The sequence below is a fragment of the Achromobacter sp. 413638 genome, assembly GCF_043119405.1.
In the GTDB taxonomy this organism is placed as follows: domain Bacteria; phylum Pseudomonadota; class Gammaproteobacteria; order Burkholderiales; family Burkholderiaceae_B; genus Achromobacter.
The window spans coordinates 37,497-54,243 of record NZ_JBICCO010000002.1 but is presented as its reverse complement, the minus strand read 5'-3'; the positions used below and the strand labels follow the sequence as shown (position 1 = coordinate 54,243).

The window sequence follows — 16,747 nt, the reverse complement described above, 5'->3', positions numbered from 1 at the left end:
GTCCCCAGGGGATCTTCGATCAGCGGCACCCCGGCTTTAGGCCGGGGCGCCGTTTTCATCAGGGCGCGGGCGCGACGTTCACGGTAGCGCTGTAGCGACGGATGCCCAGTGTCTTGTTCTGGTATTTCACTTCCCAGGCCAGGGTGTCCGCGCCGGGCTGGCCGGTCTGGTAAACCACCTGGGCGATCGGCACAGCCTTGTAGGCGCAGCGACCCGAATCACTCGATTGTCCCTGGGTATGGGCCACGTTGGCTGAACCCAGGTGCGGCGGCAGGGTGATCGTCACTTTTGGCGCCCGCAGGGCCAAGCAATCCGACCCTCTTATTTCGTAGTAAGAAGCCAACACCGTCACGTCTCCCACTTTCAATGACTGGGCGCAGGCGCCGCCGGCATAAGCCAGGGTCGCGGCGGCCAGCAGGGGGATTAAATGGGGACGTATAATTGAAACGGGCATCGGAACGGGTTCGAAGTGGAGGACTGAGGGCAGGGGCGAAGTTTGCCTCCAGTCCGTGGCCGTATCAAGACGGGCGCACCTGACTGGAACTTTAACGGCCCGGGCCGGCCAAAACCTGACGTCCGCGCCAATTCCCTTGAAACAGGCGCTGCGGGCCGCGCCATCTGGCGCGGGCCACGCAGGCGAGGACGTATCGCGACGCGCCTGAAATGTTTTTGCGGAAAATTCGGTTCATTGGCGGCTTGCCTGCGGGTTTTTCAGCAGGTTTCTTGCCAGCCAAACGGGGCTTAGTCCTTGATTTCTCTCAATAACTATTTTGAAACTCCCTTGTCATAAGCAGGCAAAGGTAAGCTAAACTTCAGGCACTCTTTACGCGAGGCTCACAAAAGCTTTATGGATTACATCCTTTCCTTCATTGCCGGCGGTCTGACCCAAGCCACCTGGTGGCAGGTCGTGGTTTTCACGCTGGTGGTGACGCACATCACGATCGTCTCGGTCACCGTCTTCCTCCATCGCAGCCAGGCGCACCGCGGTCTGGACCTGCATCCCGCCGTCATGCATTTCTTCCGCTTCTGGCTCTGGATGACGACGGGCATGGTCACCAAGGAATGGGTCGCCATTCACCGCAAGCACCACGCCAAGTGCGAAAAGGAAGGCGATCCCCATTCGCCCATCCTGTTCGGCATCTGGAAGGTGCTGTTCCGTGGCGCCGAGCTCTACCGCGAAGAATCCAACAACAAGGAAACCATGGCCAAGTTCGGCCACGGCACGCCTGACGACTGGCTCGAGCGCAACGTCTACAGCAAGCACAGCCTGTGGGGCGTGCTGACCATGCTCGCCATCGACGTGGCCCTGTTCGGCGCCATCGGCCTGACCGTCTGGGCCGTGCAGATGGCCTGGATCCCGTTCTGGGCCGCCGGCGTGGTCAATGGCATCGGCCACTATTGGGGCTACCGCAACTACAACAGCCCGGACACCAGCACCAACGTGTTCCCCTGGGGCATCGTGATCGGCGGCGAAGAGCTGCACAACAACCACCACGCTCACGGCACGTCGGCCAAGTTCTCGGCCAAGTGGTACGAATTCGACATCGGCTGGTGCTACATCAACATCCTGAAGTTCCTGGGCCTGGCCAAGATCAAGAAGGTCGCGCCCAAGCTCAAGCTGGATGACTCGCGCACCGGCATCGACCTGCGCACGCTGCAGGGCGTGATCACGCACCGCTACGAAGTCATGGCCCGCTACGCCGACATCATCAAGAGCGCCGCCCGCGAAGAGCTGGCCAAGATGAAGGCCTCGCGTCAGGAAGGCAACGCCGAATGCGGCTGGAGCAAGCTGCACAAGGTGCGCCGCGCCATTCACCGCAACGAGGACATCCTCCAGCCCGAGCAGCTGCAGGCCGTCGATCAGGCCATCGCCCAGAACAAGTCGCTGTCCACGCTGGTGCAGATGCGCCGCGAGCTAGGCCGCATCTGGGAAAGTTCCAGCGCCAGCAGCGAACAGCTGCTCCATGACCTGCAGGCCTGGTGCCAGCGCGCCCAGCAAAGCGGCATCGCCGGGCTCGAGCAATTCGCTCAACGTCTGCGCCGCTACGCGGCATGATGCTAGAGAAGCTCAACCCCGAACAACGCGCCGCAGTAACGTTAGAACCGCAGCACGCCCTGGTCCTGGCCGGGGCGGGCAGCGGCAAGACCCGGGTGCTCACCACCCGCATGGCCTGGCTGATTCAAACCGGCCAGGCTTCGCCTTTTGGGCTGCTGGCTGTCACGTTCACCAATAAGGCCGCCCGCGAGATGCTGGCGCGGATGTCGTCCATCCTGCCGATCGACACGCGCGGTCTCTGGATCGGCACCTTCCACGGGCTGTGCAATCGCATGCTGCGGGCGCATCACCGCGATGCCGGCCTGCCGCAAAGCTTCCAGATCCTCGATGTCACCGACCAGCTCGCCGCCATCAAGCGGCTGATGAAGGCCAATGGCGTCGACGACGAGAAGTACCCGCCGCGCGACGTGCAGCGCTTCATCAATGGCGCCAAGGAAGAAGGGCTGCGCCCGGACGGCGTCGAAGCCTACGACAGCCACCGCCGCCGCCTGATCGAGATCTACCAGCTGTACGAGGCCCAGTGCCAGCGCGAGGGCGTGGTCGATTTCGCCGAGCTGCTGCTGCGCGCCTATGAACTGCTGTCGCGCAACGCGCCGGTGCGCGAGCACTACCAGCGGCGTTTCCGCCACATCCTGGTCGATGAGTTCCAGGACACCAACACGCTGCAGTACAAGTGGCTGCGTCTGCTGGCCGGGGGCGGTGCGGCGATCTTCGCCGTGGGTGATGACGACCAGTCCATTTACGCGTTCCGTGGCGCCAACGTCGGCAACATGGCCGACTTCGAGCGCGATTACGCGCGTGGCACGGTGATCCGGCTGGAGCAGAACTATCGTTCCTATGGCCACATCCTGGATTCGGCCAACGCGCTGATCGGCCACAACAGCGGCCGCCTGGGCAAGAACCTCTGGACCGAGCAGGGCGAAGGCGAGCCCGTGCGCGTCATCGAGCAGCCGTCGGACGGCATGGAAGCCCAGTGGGTGGTGGACGAGATCCGTTCGCTGATCCACGAAGGCAGCCTGCGCCGCGAGATCGCCGTGCTCTACCGCAGCAACGCGCAGTCGCGCGTGCTGGAACACGCCATCTTTTCCGCCGGCATTCCTTACAAGGTCTATGGCGGCCTGCGCTTCTTCGAGCGCCAGGAAGTCAAGCACGCGCTGGCCTATCTGCGCCTGATGGCCAACCCGCAGGACGACACGTCGTTGATGCGGGTGGTGAACTTCCCCACGCGCGGCATCGGCGCGCGCACGCTGGAAACGCTGGCCGACGCGGCCCGCACCCATGACATCAGCCTGTATTCGGCAGTGGCCATGGTGGGCGGCAAGGGCGGTTCCAACCTGGTGCAGTTCGCCCAGCTCATCAACCGCCTGATCGAGGAAACGCGCGACCTGCCGCTGCCCGAGATGGTCGAGCACATGCTCGAGGCCAGCGGCCTGAACGCCCATTACAAGGCCGAGCGCGAAGGCGCCGAGCGCCTGGAAAACCTGAACGAACTGATCACGGCCGCGGCCGTGTTCGCGTCCGAGGAAAATTACGACGGCATGCCCGCCGGCGTGGTGCCCCAGACCGATGCGTCCTCGACGCTGATGCCGGGCGTGGTCGACGCGCCCATCGTCGCGCCGGACGGCATGACGCCGCTGGCGGCCTTCCTGTCGCACGCGGCGCTGGAAGCCGGCGACAACCAGGCGCAGCAGGGCCAGGACGCGGTCCAGCTCATGACGGTGCATGCCGCCAAGGGCCTGGAGTTCGACGCGGTCTTCATCACCGGCCTGGAAGAGGGCCTGTTCCCGCACGAGAACAGCATCCTCGAACAATCCGGGCTGGAAGAGGAACGGCGCCTGATGTACGTGGCGATCACGCGCGCGCGACAGCGCCTGTACATCACGCTGGCGCAGAGCCGCATGCTGCATGGACAGACGCGCTACGCCATGCGTTCGCGCTTCCTGGAAGAAATCCCCGAGAAGCACCTGAAGTGGCTGACGCCCAAGGCCGGCCTGGCCCAGGCGGGCGCCTCGCAGGCGTCCTGGGGCGGCAGCCGCACCGACGCGTTCGGCCGCAAGCCCACCAACACGATTGCGCCGCGTCAACCGCGCGGCGTCGCCACCGGCGTCACCGTGGGCGACAAGCAGTATCGTGTGGGCCAGGGCGTGCATCACGCGCGTTTCGGCGACGGCACCATCATCGGTCTGAGCGGGTCGGGGCAGGATGCCCAGGCCGAGATCCAGTTCCGCGACGTGGGCGCCAAGACGTTGGCGCTGGGCATCGCCAAACTCGACATAGTCCAGGGTTGAACGACATGGCTGACCACGATTCCCCCAAGGCCGAACTGGCAGCGCTGCGCGCCGAGGTCGACGAGATCGACCAGCAGATCATGCTGCTGCTCGGCGTGCGCTTTCGCTGCACCGACATGATCGGAGAGCTGAAGCAGAACCACGGCATGGATCTGGTGGATCCCAAGCGCGAGGCCCAGCAGGTCGCGCGCATCCGCCGCCTGGCCGAAGAGGCCGGCGTGCCGGCCGCGCTGGCAGAAACCATCCTGCGCGAGGTGATCGACACCGTGATCGACCACCACAGCCGCCTGCGCGACCGTCCGTATTCCTGATCCCTTCCCGGCCTGCCCGCCGGCTTCGCGCCGGCGGACAGCGCGCCCGCTTCACAACACCTTCATGAACGCCATCAGGGCGTCGATCTCGTCAGCGCTCAAATCGAGCGGCCGGATGTGTTCCGACTTGCGCGGCGCCAGCGGATCCGGTGGTTCGCGCGGTACTGGGTCGCGGCCCATGCCGGCGTCGTACATGCGCAGCAGACCTCTCATGTCGGGGAACAGGCCGTTGTGCATCCACGGGCCGGCGCGCGCGACGTTGCGCAGGCTGGGCGTGCGGAACTTGCCCAGGTCCGCCGGATCGCGCGTCGCTTCATAGCGCCCCAGATCCTGGTTGCGCCGGCCGTAGAAAGACAGCCCGATGTTGTGGAAGGCGTGATCGCTCAGCAGCGGGCCGCCGTGGCAATTCATGCAGCGGGCCCGGGTGCGGAACAGGTGCAGGCCGAGCAGCTCGGTGTCGTCCAGCGCATCGGCGCGGCCTTCGATGAAGTCGTCGAAGCGTGTGCGTTCAGGGCGCAGGGTGGCGACGTAGGCGGCCAGCGCGCGCGCCAGCCGGTCGGCATCGATCGGAGAGCCCGGCACGGGCGCCACGGAGATGGCATCGAGTGGAGGGTTTGGCACGGACGACATGGGGACGGCGCCTGGAGGCGAACCCTGTGCGGGCGCTGCGCCAAATGCGCGCAGGAACCGGGCGGGATAGGACTCGGATGCGTCGAGCCGGGCGACCGCGCCGGCCGCGTCGTGGTTCATCTCGCGCGGATCGTGCAGCGGCCCCATCACTTGTTCCTTGAGCGTGGCGGCGCGTCCGTCCCAGAACAGCCGGGGCGCGAAGGGCGCGGCGTACAGCGGCGTGGAGCGCCGCCGTCCCATGAGCCCGTCCTCGCCCACCGCCAGCGGCCTGCCGTCGGTGAAGGCGCGTTCGGGCGCATGGCAGGACGCACAGGATACCTGCCCCTTGCGCGACAGGCGCGCATCGAAGAACAGCGTCTGGCCCAGCGCGACGATCGCGGGCGTGGCCACATCGGCGGCCAGCTGCGCCTGTCCGGCATTGGCGGCGGTCCATTGCAGGGCGGGGGCCGACGCGGCAGGCACCGGCGCCCATTCGGTCCAGGCCACGCCCGGATCGATGGACGGCGCGGGCCATTGTGCTCTTGGCGCCGCATAGCGCGCGCGCAGGCAGGCGAGATCCCAGCCGGCCTGCGCGCGGCAGACGGCCGCGGACGGGTCGGCCGCGTTCGCGGCGGCCCCCAGCGCCGCGCCCAGCATCAATAGCGATAACCGACTTGCAGCCATATTTCACGTCCCACCTGATACAGCGCGCGGCTGCTCTTGAGATTCGGGTTGCTGGCCGTGAGCGCGGGCTTGCTATCGAGCACGTTCAGCACCTCGGCCGAGATTTCGAGATTGCGGGCGAAGGTCGGCCGCCACGCGAGCTTGGTGTCCCAGGTCCAGTACGAGGGCAGGTTGCCGGACTCGTAGCGCTGCAGGTACAGCGGCTTGGGTCCCACGCCCACGTAGATGGTGGCGTCGCGCTTGCTGCGCCAGTGCAGCTTGTTGCTCCAGGTCAGGCCGGCCTTGGGTAAAGCGCCGATCAGGTGCAGCACGGCTTCCTGCGGCTGGTGGAAATTGCTGGGCGGCAGATCCATGGCGCGTATCTGCGCGTTGTTGTAGATCACCTGGTCGTCGGGATCGCGGGCGTCGCCGCTATAGCCCTTCACCAGGTCGCCGTTGGTCTTGCGCTTCTGCCAGCTCCAGGTCGCCAGCAGGTTCCAGCGTGTCTCGCCCAGGCGCCAGGGCTCCAGCGGACGCAGCGTCAGGCTGACGCCATCGGTGGTCGAGCGGCCGTCGTTGGTGTAGCGGTAGCCGTCGGTATCGTTGCCGGCCTTGGTCCATTGATCGCGGCCGTTGCGATGCACATAGCTCAGCGTGCCTTCGATGCCGGCCAGGCGCTGGCGCAGCGACATGGCCCATTCGTCGTCGTAGGGCATGCGCAGGCCCTGATAGCGCACGTAGTATTCCCTGGTGCCGTCGGTGACCGGGCGGCCCTTGGCGTCCAGCACCTGCCGCCGCATGCGGTTGATCTCTTCCTCCAGCGCGGTCTGCAGCACTTCCGAACCGTAGTAGCGCGACCAGCCCGCGCTGAGCAGCGTGTCGCCCGAGCCGAGCACATCCCAATCCAGGCGGGAGCGCGGCGAGATATTGTTCGTGCCCAGGAAGCTCTCGCGGTCATAGCGCACGCCGGCGTCCAGTGCCAGGCGTTGCCATTCGACGCGGTCTGACAGATAGGCGCTGACGCTGTCGTAGTTCACGTCTACGGTGCCGGGCAGGTAGCGGACCTTGCTGAAATCCTGGTAGCCGCCCTTGTTATCGTAGGCGCGGCGGTAGGAGTGTGATTGCTGGAAGCGTTCGAACCCGGCTTGCACCCGCTGCCATTCCAGGCCGGCGTAGGGGATGTGCGTGAAGGCGCCGGTGCGGATGGGATCCAGGTCGACGTGGCCCTTGAGGGTCCAGCTGTCCTGCTGCTTCTGTTCCTTGCCGAAGCCGCCCGCCGTATATTGCGGCAGGCCCCGGGGCTGGAAAGTGACCAGCTCGTCGCCGACCGATACGCGGTTGCTGAGCGCGCGGTCCCAGCCGGCCTGCAGCGAATAGCGCCCGCCCTGGAACTGGTGGTCGATGTTGACGCTGATGCCGCGCGCCGCATGGTTGTTGTCCCAGCGGGTTTCGCGGAAGAGGTTGCTGACCAGCGTTTCCTTGCGGTCGCTGTATTTGAGCACCAGGTCGGCCGTGGTCCGCGCGCTGACGCGCACGCTGAACTTGCCCAGGAAATTGTCGATCTGGTCGCGATAGTTGTCCTGGCCGGGCAGCGGCTGGCCCTTGCCGTCCACGCCCATGTTCCAGCGCGTGATGTCGGATTGGCGACGCGATACCGCCAGGACCGCGCCGGACTTTTCGTTGAAAGCCAGATCCGCCACGCCGGAGTAGAAGCGCTTTTTCCATTCCGGCGCGTAGCCAGGCTTGCCCTGCGCCCAGCTCGCTTCCTCGCCTTCGGCCACCTTCTGCTGCGTCATCTTGGACGTGTTCCAGCGGTAGTCCAGGCTCAGGTGGTTCTCGCCGGAGTAGCGGCGCAGCCGGGCGTCGACCACGCCGCCAGTGAAGCGGCCGTATTCCGCCGGCACGAAGCTGTCGTAGACGCGAACCTCCTCGAGCAGGCTGGTGTCGACGAAATACGACTGGCTGTTGCTGGGGATGTTGCCGACCTGCAGGTTCAGGTTCTTGCTGGCCGGGTCCAGGCGGTTGGTGGCGTCCATGCCGTCCAGCTGGAACAGGTTCTGGTAGGGGCTGGCGCCGTGGAAGGACAGGTCTTCCACGTCCAGCGAGCCCCGGTTCTGCGAACCGTTGGCGCCGGCATTGACGCGCACCGCCGGGTGGCTGGCGACCAGCGATGTCAGGTCGCGGTTGGAGCTGGGCGTCTCGGCGATCTGTTCGCGCGTGTAGGTCCGCTCGCCGGGCTGTTCGCCGTAGACGCGCACCGCGTCCAGGCGATGGGCCGAGAACAGATTGGTCTTGTCCACGTAGACGATGTAGCGGCCCGGACCGTCCGCTTTCAGGGCCAGGCCGGATCCGGCCAGCAGGTGGCCCAGCGCCAGCAGCGGCGAGTATTCGCCCCGCAGCGCCGGCGCGGTCTTGCCGGCGACGGCGGCTGGCGGGAACGAGATTTCCTGGCCCGCCTGGCGGCCTAGCGCCAGCAGCGCATCGCCCAGGGGCTGGGAGGGCAGGTTGTATGTGGCGGGGCGTGCGGCGGGTTGCGCGTAGACGGGAGCGGCCAGGGCCAGCACGGCGCCGAGCAACGCGGTGCCGGCGCGGCGTCGGCCGATGGAAGAGGTAGACATGCGTGCGTCCAAAAGCGGTGTTGATCTCGGCCGTAGGACGCTGCGGGCGCTGGATTACCTCAGCGCGATCGCCATGAATAATTTATATTGATTCTTATTTACCGATTGGCAAACGGCAAATGGGCCGCCGCATGCCGGTCGTCGCGGTCAACGCAGCAGCAGCAGTCCCGGCAGGTCGGTGATCCGCACGCGGGTCTGCGCGAGCAGCAGTTCCAGCGCGCGTTTCGGGGCGGCCAGGCGCGCGGTGCCGGAGATGCGCGCATTGCGCGCGGCCTGCCCCAGCACCAGCACGCGCTTGCTGGTGTAGCGGGACAATTGCGCCGCCGCCGCCGGCAGCGCCACATCGTTGAACGAGAGCAGGCCTTGGCTCCAGTCCGGCGCCGCTTCGCTTGACGAGGCGACGCGGACGATGCCGTCGGCCGAGACCTGGACGCTGTCGCCGCTGTCCAGGATGTCGGCGCGATCGTCGGCGCAGATCCGGCAATGCACTTGCACGCGGTGTTCGTAGACCGCGACGCGGGTGCCATGCTCCTGGCGCTCCACGGTATAGCGCGTGCCCAGCGCCGTGGCTGATGCATCGGGCGTGGTGACGGTGAAGGCGGGGCCACCTTGCGCGGCGGGAGCGGCCTCGAACAGTGCGCGGCCCGCCAGCAGGCGCACGACGCGCTTGCCCGCCGCATAGTCCAGCGCGATGGCGGACTCCGCGTCCAGCGTGACGCGTGAGCCGTCGGGCAGCTCGACGACGCGCAGCGCGTTGCCGCTGGCATAGTCCGCGCCGGGATGGGCATTGCGCGAGAATTGCCAGACGGGCCAGGCCGTGGCGGCGATCAGCAGCGCCGCGACCGTTGCCTTGCGTCCGCGCGCCGGGCGCTTGGCCAGCCGGGCCTGGTCGATGTCACCCATGCGGCGCCATATCCGCGCCAACCGTTCATAGGCCTCGGCATGGCGGATATCGGCCTGATACCAGGCGTCGAACTCCGCCTGAGCCTCCGGGGCCAATGGCTGCCCGCTGCGGCGCACGACCCAGCGCGAGGCCTGCTCGGCCAGGCTGGCCTGCCGGCCGCGCGCGTCGGCGGCGCTCACGCCGCCAGCGCCTGGTCGCAGGCGAGCAGGATGCGCATCATGTGTTTTTCGACCGCGCTGACCGTGATCGCGTAGCGTTCGGCGATGGCGCGGTAGGTCAGGCCGTCGTGCCGGTGCATCACGAACACGTCCAGGCTGCGGCGCGGCTGGGACAGCAGCGCGGCTTCGAGCCGTCGCAGCATCTGGTTGGCCACGGCGACCTCCAGCGTGTCGGCCTCGTGGGTTGGGGGCAGGGCGCTGGCGTAGTCGGCTGCGCCGGTCAGTTCGCGGCTGCGCCGACGGTGCCAGTCGGTGGCGATATTGGCGGCGACGCGGAAGACGTAGGCGCGGTCATTGTCCGGGCGCGTGCGGTCACGGAATTGCGCCAGCTTGATCCAGGTGTCATGGGCGCAGTCCTGGGCCACGTCGCGCGACCCCGTGCGCAGTGAAAGAAAGCCCAGCAGTTCGCGGTAGTGGCGAAGAAATACATCCGTAAGCGTAGACATGACGCCGGCCCGGTCGGCCGTCAGAGCCAGATTCGCGACGAAGTATAAATGATAATAATTATTGATATCAAATAGGCGCATGGAACGGCAGTCAAGAAGGGGGCTTGTCGCCCCCTCCGCTTGCCGTCAGGCTTCGGACTGCCCGATTTCCTCCAGCGAGCCTTGCAGCTCCAGCCACTGCTCTTCCAGCTCGTCCATGCGCTTGCCGTGTTCGCCGTGCTCGGCCATGACCTTCTGGCGTTCGGCGCGGCGTTCGTCGGAGTACAGGTCCGGATCGGCGATGGTCGCATCCAGCGCCTGCAGCTTGGCGCGCAGCTTTTCCATCTCGGTCTCGACCTTGGCGAGCCTGGCTTCCAGCGGCTTGCGCAGGGCGGCGAGGCGTTGGCGCTGTTCGGCCTCGGCGCGGCGCTGGGCCTTGCGGTCGACGACGGGATCGGCGCCTTCCGCGTTTTCACGCGCCTCGGCCCGCTCGCCCGCATTGCGCGCGGCCAGCCAGTCGCGGTAGTCCTCCAGGTCGCCGTCGAACTCGCGCACGGCGCCGTCGGCCACGATCCAGAAACTGTCCACCGTGGTGCGCAGCAGGTGCCGGTCGTGCGAGACCAGCAGCATGCTGCCGCCAAACTCCGCCAGCGCGGCGGCCAGGGCCTCGCGGGTTTCCACGTCCAGGTGGTTGCTGGGTTCGTCCAGCAGCAGCAGGTTGGGCTTTTGCCAGACGATGAGCGACAGCGCCAGCCGGGCTTTTTCGCCGCCGGACATGGGGCCGACCTTGCCGTTGACCGTGTCGCCGGAGAAGCCGAAGCCGCCCAGGTAGTTGCGCAGCTCCTGCTCGCGCGCCTCGGGCGCCAGCCGCGCCAGGTGCGCCAGCGGCGTGCTGTCCACGTCCAGCATGTCGAGCTGGTGCTGGTGGAAATAGCCGATGGCCAGCCCGCGCGAGGCGCGGCGCTCGCCGGCCTGCACCGGCAGCTCTTCGGCCAGCGTCTTGATCAGCGTGCTCTTGCCGGCGCCGTTGGCGCCCAGCACGCCGACGCGGCTGCCGGCGCGCACCATCAGCGTCACGTCGCGCAGGATGGGCACGGTGTTGCCGGCCGCGTCGGTGTACCCGGCGGACAGGTGTTCCAGCGTCAGCAGCGGATCCGGCACCTGATCGGGCGAGGGAATGCGGATATCGATGCCGGCTTCGGCCTGCAGCGGCGCCAGCACCTGCATGCGCGCCAGGGCCTTGACCCGGCTCTGCGCCTGCTTGGCCTTGGATGCCTTGGCCTTGAAGCGGTCGATGAAGCCCTGCAGGCGGGCGGCCTCGCGCTGCTGGCGTTCGTAGGCGATGTTGCCCAGGCGCAGGCGCTCGGCGCGCTGCGTCAGGTAGTCGTTGTAGCCGCCGCGGTAGCGCACCAGCTTGGCATGGTCGAAATGCAGGATGGATTTCGCCACCGCGTCCAGGAACTCGGTGTCGTGGGAGATCAGCATCACCGTGCCGGGATAGGCCGCCAGCCATTTCTCCAGCCACAGCATGGCGTCCAGGTCCAGGTGGTTGGTGGGTTCGTCCAGCAGCAGCAGCTCGGACGGCGCCATCAGCGCGCGCGCCAGCGCCAGGCGCATGCGCCAGCCGCCGGAGAAGCTCTGCACAGGCTGCATCCATTCCTGCGGCTTGAAGCCCAGGCCGGCCAGCAACTGCTCGGCGCGCGAGGCCGCGCTCCAGGCGCCGGCTTCCACCAGCGCCGCCTCGGTCTCGGCGATCTGCGTGCCCTGGTCGTCGCCCAGCGTGGCGCGGCGCGCCTGCAGTTCGCGCAGATGGGTGTCGCCGTCGATGACGAACTCGCGGGCGGGACGTTCGTCGGCGTGGATTTCCTGCTCGACGCTGGCGATGCGCCAGCCGGCCGGCAGGCTCAGGTCGCCGGCGTCCTGGTCGATCTCGCCTGTCAGGAGCGCGAACAGCGTCGACTTGCCGGCGCCGTTCTTGCCGACGATGCCCACGCGTTCGCCGGGGTGTACAACAAACTCAGCGCCGTCCAGCAGCACCTTGGTGCCGCGGCGCACGGTCAATCCTTGGGCGCGTATCACGTTTCTCGTTTTCCATCATGCTGTGCGCCACCCGCGCCGTTCGAACGGTTGCCGTCTGTCGGGATGCCGCGGAGCCGGCTTTGCCGGTCCGCAGGCATGCCCCCTAGAGGGGGAAGCGCGTGAGCGCTTCGGGGGTGGGCCATCTACTTCAGTTGTTCTCGGGTCAATAGCAGAAGCTGGTCGCTGGCTTCCTCGGTGTCCAGCCACACGGGCGACAGCTCGGGGAAGGCGGCTTCGAAGAAGTCGCGCTCGTGGCCGATTTCCAGCACCAGCACGCCCTCGTCGCTCAGATAGCGCGGCGCGGCTTCCAGGATGCGGCGCACCAGGTCCATGCCGTCCGCGCCGCCAGCCAGGGCCAGTTGCGGTTCGTGCAGGTATTCCTGCGGCAGCGCGTCCATCGAGCCGCTGTTCACATAGGGCGGGTTGCACAGGATCACGTCGTAGCGGCGCGCGGGCAGCGCGTCGAACAGGTTGCTCTGGTGCAGTTCCAGCCGCTCGGCCAGGCCGTAGTCGTCGACGTTGCGGCGGGCCACGTCCAGCGCGTCCGGCGACACGTCAACGGCGTCCACCTGCGCATGGGGGAAGGCCAGCGCGCCCAGGATGGCCAGGCAGCCCGAGCCGGTGCACATGTCCAGCACGTGCTCGACGGCGTAGGGATCCTGCACCCAGGGCGTCAGGCCCTGGTCCAGCAGTTCGGCGATGGGCGAGCGCGGCACGATGACGCGCGCGTCCACATAGAAGCGGTGGCCGCGCAGCCAGGCCTCGTTGGTCAGGTAGGCGGCCGGCACGCGTTCGGTGACGCGGCGGTCGATCAGGTCCAGCACGCGCTCGCGTTCCTCGGCCAGCACGCGGGCGTCCAGGAAGGGATCCAGCGTGTCCAGCGGCAAGTGCAGCGCATGCAGCGTCAGGTACACCGCCTCGTCCCAGGCATTGTCGCTGCCATGGCCCAGCGCCACCTGGGCGGCGTTCAGGCGCGACACGCCGTAGCGGATCAGGTCGCGCAGCGTTTGCAGTTCGTGGCGGGCGGCAGGATTCATGTGTACTCGGATTCGTGAAGCCGCCCCCGTCCGACCCGGCGGGCCTTCATGGGGGCGGCGGTCCCGCGCGGCAGGCGCGGGGTGTAGCTCGTCAGGGCTGGACGGGCAGCAGGTTTTCCAGCGTGCGCCGGTAGATGTTCTTGAGCGGATCGAGCGAGGCGATCTCGATACGTTCATTCACCTTGTGGATGGTGGCGTTGCAGGGGCCGAACTCGATGACCTGCGGGCAGATCTTGGCGATGAAGCGGCCGTCCGACGTGCCGCCGGTGGTCGACAGCTCGGTGGTCACGCCGGTCTCGGCCAGGATGGCCGAGGACAGCGCTTCGCTGAGCGAACCGCGCGGGGTCAGGAAGGGCTCGCCGCCCAGTTCCCAGTCCAGCTCGTATTCCAGGCCATGGCGGTCCAGCACCTCATGCACGCGCGCCTTCAGCCCGTCGGGCGTGCTGGCGGTCGCGAAGCGGAAGTTGAACAGCGCCACGGCCTCGCCCGGCACCACGTTGGTGGCGCCGGTGCCCGAGTTCAGGTTCGACACCTGGAACGTGGTGGGCGGGAAGTACTCATTGCCCTGGTCCCACTCGATGGCCACGATCTCGGCCAGCGCCGGCGCCAGCTGGTGCACCGGGTTGCGCGCCAGGTGCGGGTAGGCCACGTGGCCCTGCACGCCCTTGACCGTCAGCGTGCCGGACAGCGAGCCGCGGCGGCCGTTCTTGCAGATGTCGCCCAGCGTATCGCCCGAGGTGGGTTCGCCGACGATGCAGAAGTCCATCTGTTCGCCACGCGCCTTGAGCGCGTCGCAGACGATGGCGGTGCCGTCGATCGAGGGGCCTTCCTCGTCGGACGTGATCAGCAGCGCGATCGAGCCGCCGTGCTGCGGATGGGCCGCCACGAATTCCTCGGCCGCCACCACGAAGGCGGCGATCGAACTCTTCATGTCGGCCGCGCCGCGGCCGTACAGGAAACCGTCGCGCTCGGTCGGCGTGAACGGGTCGCTCTGCCATTTCTCGCGCGGGCCCGGCGGCACCACGTCCGTGTGGCCGGCGAACACCGCCAGCGGGGCGGCGCTTCCGCGCCGTGCCCACAGGTTGGTGACGCCGCCCTGGGCGATGGTCTCGCAGCGGAAACCGATGCGTTCCAGGCGCGCGGCCAGCGTCGCCTGGCAGTCCTCGTCGGCCGGGGTGACAGACGGGCGGGCGATCAGGTCCTTGACCAGGTCCAGGACGGCCGATGATCCGGAAGACGTGCTCATCAAGCCCTCAGCAGGTCGTTGATGCTGGTCTTGGCGCGCGTCTGCGCGTCGACGCGCTTGACGATCACGGCGCAGGCCAGGCTGTGCGAACCGTCGGCCGAAGGCAGCGAGCCCGGCACCACCACCGAGCCCGACGGCACGCGGCCGTAGGTGATCTTGCCGGTGGCGCGGTCATAGATCTTGGTGCTTTGCGACAGGAACACGCCCATGGCCAGCACCGAGTTCTCTTCGACCACCACGCCTTCCACCACTTCGGAACGGGCGCCGATGAAGCAGTTGTCCTCGATGATGGTGGGGTTGGCCTGCAGCGGCTCCAGCACGCCGCCGATGCCGACGCCGCCGGACAGGTGAACGTTCTTGCCGATCTGGGCGCACGAGCCCACCGTGGCCCAGGTGTCGACCATGGTGCCTTCGTCGACGTAGGCGCCGATGTTGACGTAGGAGGGCATCAGCACCACATTGCGGGCGATGTAGGCGCCACGGCGGGCCACGGCCGGCGGCACCACGCGGTAGCCGCCTTGCTTGAAGGCGTTGTCGCCGTACTCGGAGAACTTGAGCGGCACCTTGTCGTAGAACTGCAGCGGGGCCTGGCCCATGATGGCGTTCTCGCTCAGGCGGAACGACAGCAGCACGGCCTTCTTGATCCATTGATGCACGACCCAGTCGTCATTGATCTTTTCGGCCACGCGCAGGCGGCCCAGGTCCAGACCGTCGATGGTGTGCTCGACCGCTTCGCGCACTTCGGCGCTGGCGTCGGCGGGCGACAGGTTGGTCCGGTCTTCCCAGGCCTTTTCGATGGTGGTTTGCAGGTCGAGAGTCATAACGGCTCAGCTTTTCAAAGAGGGGTTGGTCAAACGGAAGTCTTGACGAAATGCGCGATGCGCTCGGCGGCCTGCACGCATTCGGCCAGCGGCGCGACCAGCGCCAGGCGCACCCGGTTCTCGCCAGGATTGACGCCGTGGGCGTCGCGCGCCAGGAAGCTGCCGGGCAGCACAGTCACGCCGGTGCGGCCGTAGAGGTCGCGCACGAAGGCGGTGTCGGGGCCGGACGTGCCGGCCCACAGGTAGAACGAGGCTTGCGGGCGGTCCACGTTGAGGACGTCGCGCAGAATGGGCAGCACCGCGTCGAACTTCTCGCGGTACATGCGCCGGTTTTCCTTCACGTGTTCCTCGTCGGTCCAGGCGGCGATGCTGCCGGCCGTGACAATGGGGCTCATGGCGCTGCCATGATACGTGCGGTACAGCAGGAAGCGGCCGATCAGCGCCGCGTCCCCGGCCACGAAGCCCGAGCGCAGGCCGGGCACGTTGGAGCGCTTGGACAGGCTGGAGAACGCCACCAGGTTGCGGTAGTCGTCGCGGCCCAGGCGGCGCGCCGCCTGCAAACCGCCCAGCGGCGGATTGCCTTCGTCCAGGTAGATCTCGGAATAGCATTCGTCGGACGCGATGACGAAACCGTGGCGGTCGGACAGCTGGAACAGCGTCTTCCATTCTTCCAGCGACATCACGTTGCCGGCCGGGTTGCCCGGCGAGCACACGAACACCAGCCGCGTCTTGCGCCAGATGTCTTCCGGCACCTGGTTCCAGTCGCAGCCGAAATTGCGCGCCGCGTCGGCATTGACGTAATAGGGTGTGCCGCCGGCCAGCAGCGTCGCGCCTTCGTAGATCTGGTAGAACGGGTTGGGGCAGACCACCACCGCGCCGGCCGAGGGATCGATCACCGTCTGGGTGAAGGCGAACAGCGCTTCGCGCGAGCCCAGCGCGGGCAGCACCTGGGTTTCCGCGTCGGGGGCGGGGATGCTGTAGCGGCGCGCCAGCCACGCGGAGATCGCCCGGCGCAGCGCCGGATCGCCCTTGGTGGACGGATAGACCGACAGCCCCGCCATGCCGTCCCGGATGGCCTGCGCCACGCGCTCCGGCGCGGCGTGCTTGGGCTCGCCGATCGACAGATTGATGGGGGCAAGCCCGTCCGGCGGCGTGCCGGCCGAGGCCAGCAAGGCCCGCAATTTCTCGAACGGGTAGGGGTGTAGGGCATCTAGGCGCGGGTTCATGCGCACGATTTTAACAAGCAAGCTACAATAGCGGGCTTGGCTAAAGCGAAGGTGGCGAAATTGGTAGACGCACCAGGTTTAGGTCCTGACGCCGTAACAGGTGTAGGGGTTCGAGTCCCCTCCTTCGCACCAAGAAACTCCCATCAAAAACAATGACTTAGGTTTTTACCTTGTCATTGTTTTTGGCTTTTTGGGGCTGTCTGGGCTATGGGCGACCACTTGATGCCAGGTTCTCCCCGAAGAGGC

13 protein-coding genes and 1 tRNA gene are annotated in these 16,747 nt (G+C 67.2%); 4 read left to right on the top strand and 10 right to left on the bottom strand.

Features of this window, described 5'->3' with window-relative positions:
• Positions 1-58: 58 nt before the first annotated feature.
• On the bottom strand, positions 59-286 hold the full coding sequence (locus ACEU5R_RS01460) for a hypothetical protein (RefSeq protein WP_392408886.1): 228 nt from the start codon (positions 284-286) through the stop codon (positions 59-61).
• A gap of 561 nt (positions 287-847) precedes the next feature.
• Between ACEU5R_RS01460 and ACEU5R_RS01455 the strand changes: the two genes are divergently transcribed.
• From ACEU5R_RS01455 to ACEU5R_RS01445, 3 genes are read left to right on the top strand one after another with little or no spacing between them, the layout of a single operon-like run.
• The gene (locus ACEU5R_RS01455; RefSeq protein WP_103275107.1) at positions 848-2,056 is read left to right on the top strand and encodes a fatty acid desaturase; all 1,209 of its coding nucleotides are present in this window, start codon (positions 848-850) and stop codon (positions 2,054-2,056) included.
• A complete protein-coding gene (locus ACEU5R_RS01450; protein ID WP_392408885.1) occupies positions 2,053-4,344 on the top strand; it encodes a UvrD-helicase domain-containing protein in 2,292 nt (763 codons plus the stop codon). Before ACEU5R_RS01455 ends, ACEU5R_RS01450 begins: the two co-directional genes overlap by 4 nt.
• A 5-nt stretch (positions 4,345-4,349) precedes the next feature.
• The gene (locus tag ACEU5R_RS01445; protein ID WP_103275105.1) at positions 4,350-4,655 is read left to right on the top strand and encodes a chorismate mutase; all 306 of its coding nucleotides are present in this window, start codon (positions 4,350-4,352) and stop codon (positions 4,653-4,655) included.
• Between the two features lie 51 nt (positions 4,656-4,706).
• Here the strand turns inward: ACEU5R_RS01445 and ACEU5R_RS01440 are convergent, their stop codons facing one another.
• From ACEU5R_RS01440 to dapC, 9 genes are all read right to left on the bottom strand, one after another.
• The gene (locus tag ACEU5R_RS01440; RefSeq protein WP_392408884.1) at positions 4,707-5,948 is read right to left on the bottom strand and encodes a cytochrome-c peroxidase; all 1,242 of its coding nucleotides are present in this window, start codon (positions 5,946-5,948) and stop codon (positions 4,707-4,709) included.
• Complete coding sequence (locus ACEU5R_RS01435; RefSeq protein WP_392408883.1) at positions 5,921-8,545, bottom strand: TonB-dependent receptor plug domain-containing protein; 2,625 nt, start codon at positions 8,543-8,545, stop codon at positions 5,921-5,923. The genes ACEU5R_RS01440 and ACEU5R_RS01435 overlap by 28 nt, the downstream gene beginning before the upstream one ends.
• A 147-nt stretch (positions 8,546-8,692) precedes the next feature.
• A complete protein-coding gene (locus ACEU5R_RS01430) occupies positions 8,693-9,628 on the bottom strand; it encodes a FecR family protein (protein ID WP_392408882.1) in 936 nt (311 codons plus the stop codon).
• Entirely contained in the window at positions 9,625-10,113 is a 489-nt protein-coding gene (locus ACEU5R_RS01425; RefSeq protein WP_392408881.1) for an RNA polymerase sigma factor, read from the bottom strand. Before ACEU5R_RS01425 ends, ACEU5R_RS01430 begins: the two co-directional genes overlap by 4 nt.
• A gap of 126 nt (positions 10,114-10,239) precedes the next feature.
• Positions 10,240-12,171: an ABC-F family ATP-binding cassette domain-containing protein gene (locus ACEU5R_RS01420; RefSeq protein ID WP_103275103.1), complete on the bottom strand. Its 1,932-nt coding sequence runs from the start codon at positions 12,169-12,171 to the stop codon at positions 10,240-10,242.
• 143 nt (positions 12,172-12,314) lie between these two features.
• Positions 12,315-13,208, bottom strand: a complete 894-nt coding sequence (gene prmB / locus ACEU5R_RS01415; RefSeq protein ID WP_392408880.1) for a 50S ribosomal protein L3 N(5)-glutamine methyltransferase — start codon at positions 13,206-13,208, stop codon at positions 12,315-12,317.
• 91 nt (positions 13,209-13,299) lie between these two features.
• Entirely contained in the window at positions 13,300-14,454 is a 1,155-nt protein-coding gene (gene dapE / locus ACEU5R_RS01410) for a succinyl-diaminopimelate desuccinylase (RefSeq protein WP_103275101.1), read from the bottom strand.
• Positions 14,454-15,275 (bottom strand): 2,3,4,5-tetrahydropyridine-2,6-dicarboxylate N-succinyltransferase, encoded by an 822-nt coding sequence (dapD, locus tag ACEU5R_RS01405; RefSeq protein WP_212312547.1) that lies wholly within the window; start codon positions 15,273-15,275, stop codon positions 14,454-14,456. Before dapD ends, dapE begins: the two co-directional genes overlap by 1 nt.
• A gap of 29 nt (positions 15,276-15,304) precedes the next feature.
• A complete protein-coding gene (gene dapC / locus ACEU5R_RS01400; RefSeq protein ID WP_392408879.1) occupies positions 15,305-16,501 on the bottom strand; it encodes a succinyldiaminopimelate transaminase in 1,197 nt (398 codons plus the stop codon).
• Positions 16,502-16,546: 45 nt separating this feature from the next.
• On the opposite strand from dapC, the gene ACEU5R_RS01395 reads away from it, so the two are divergent.
• A tRNA-Leu gene (locus ACEU5R_RS01395) sits at positions 16,547-16,633 on the top strand.
• Positions 16,634-16,747: the final 114 nt, after the last annotated feature.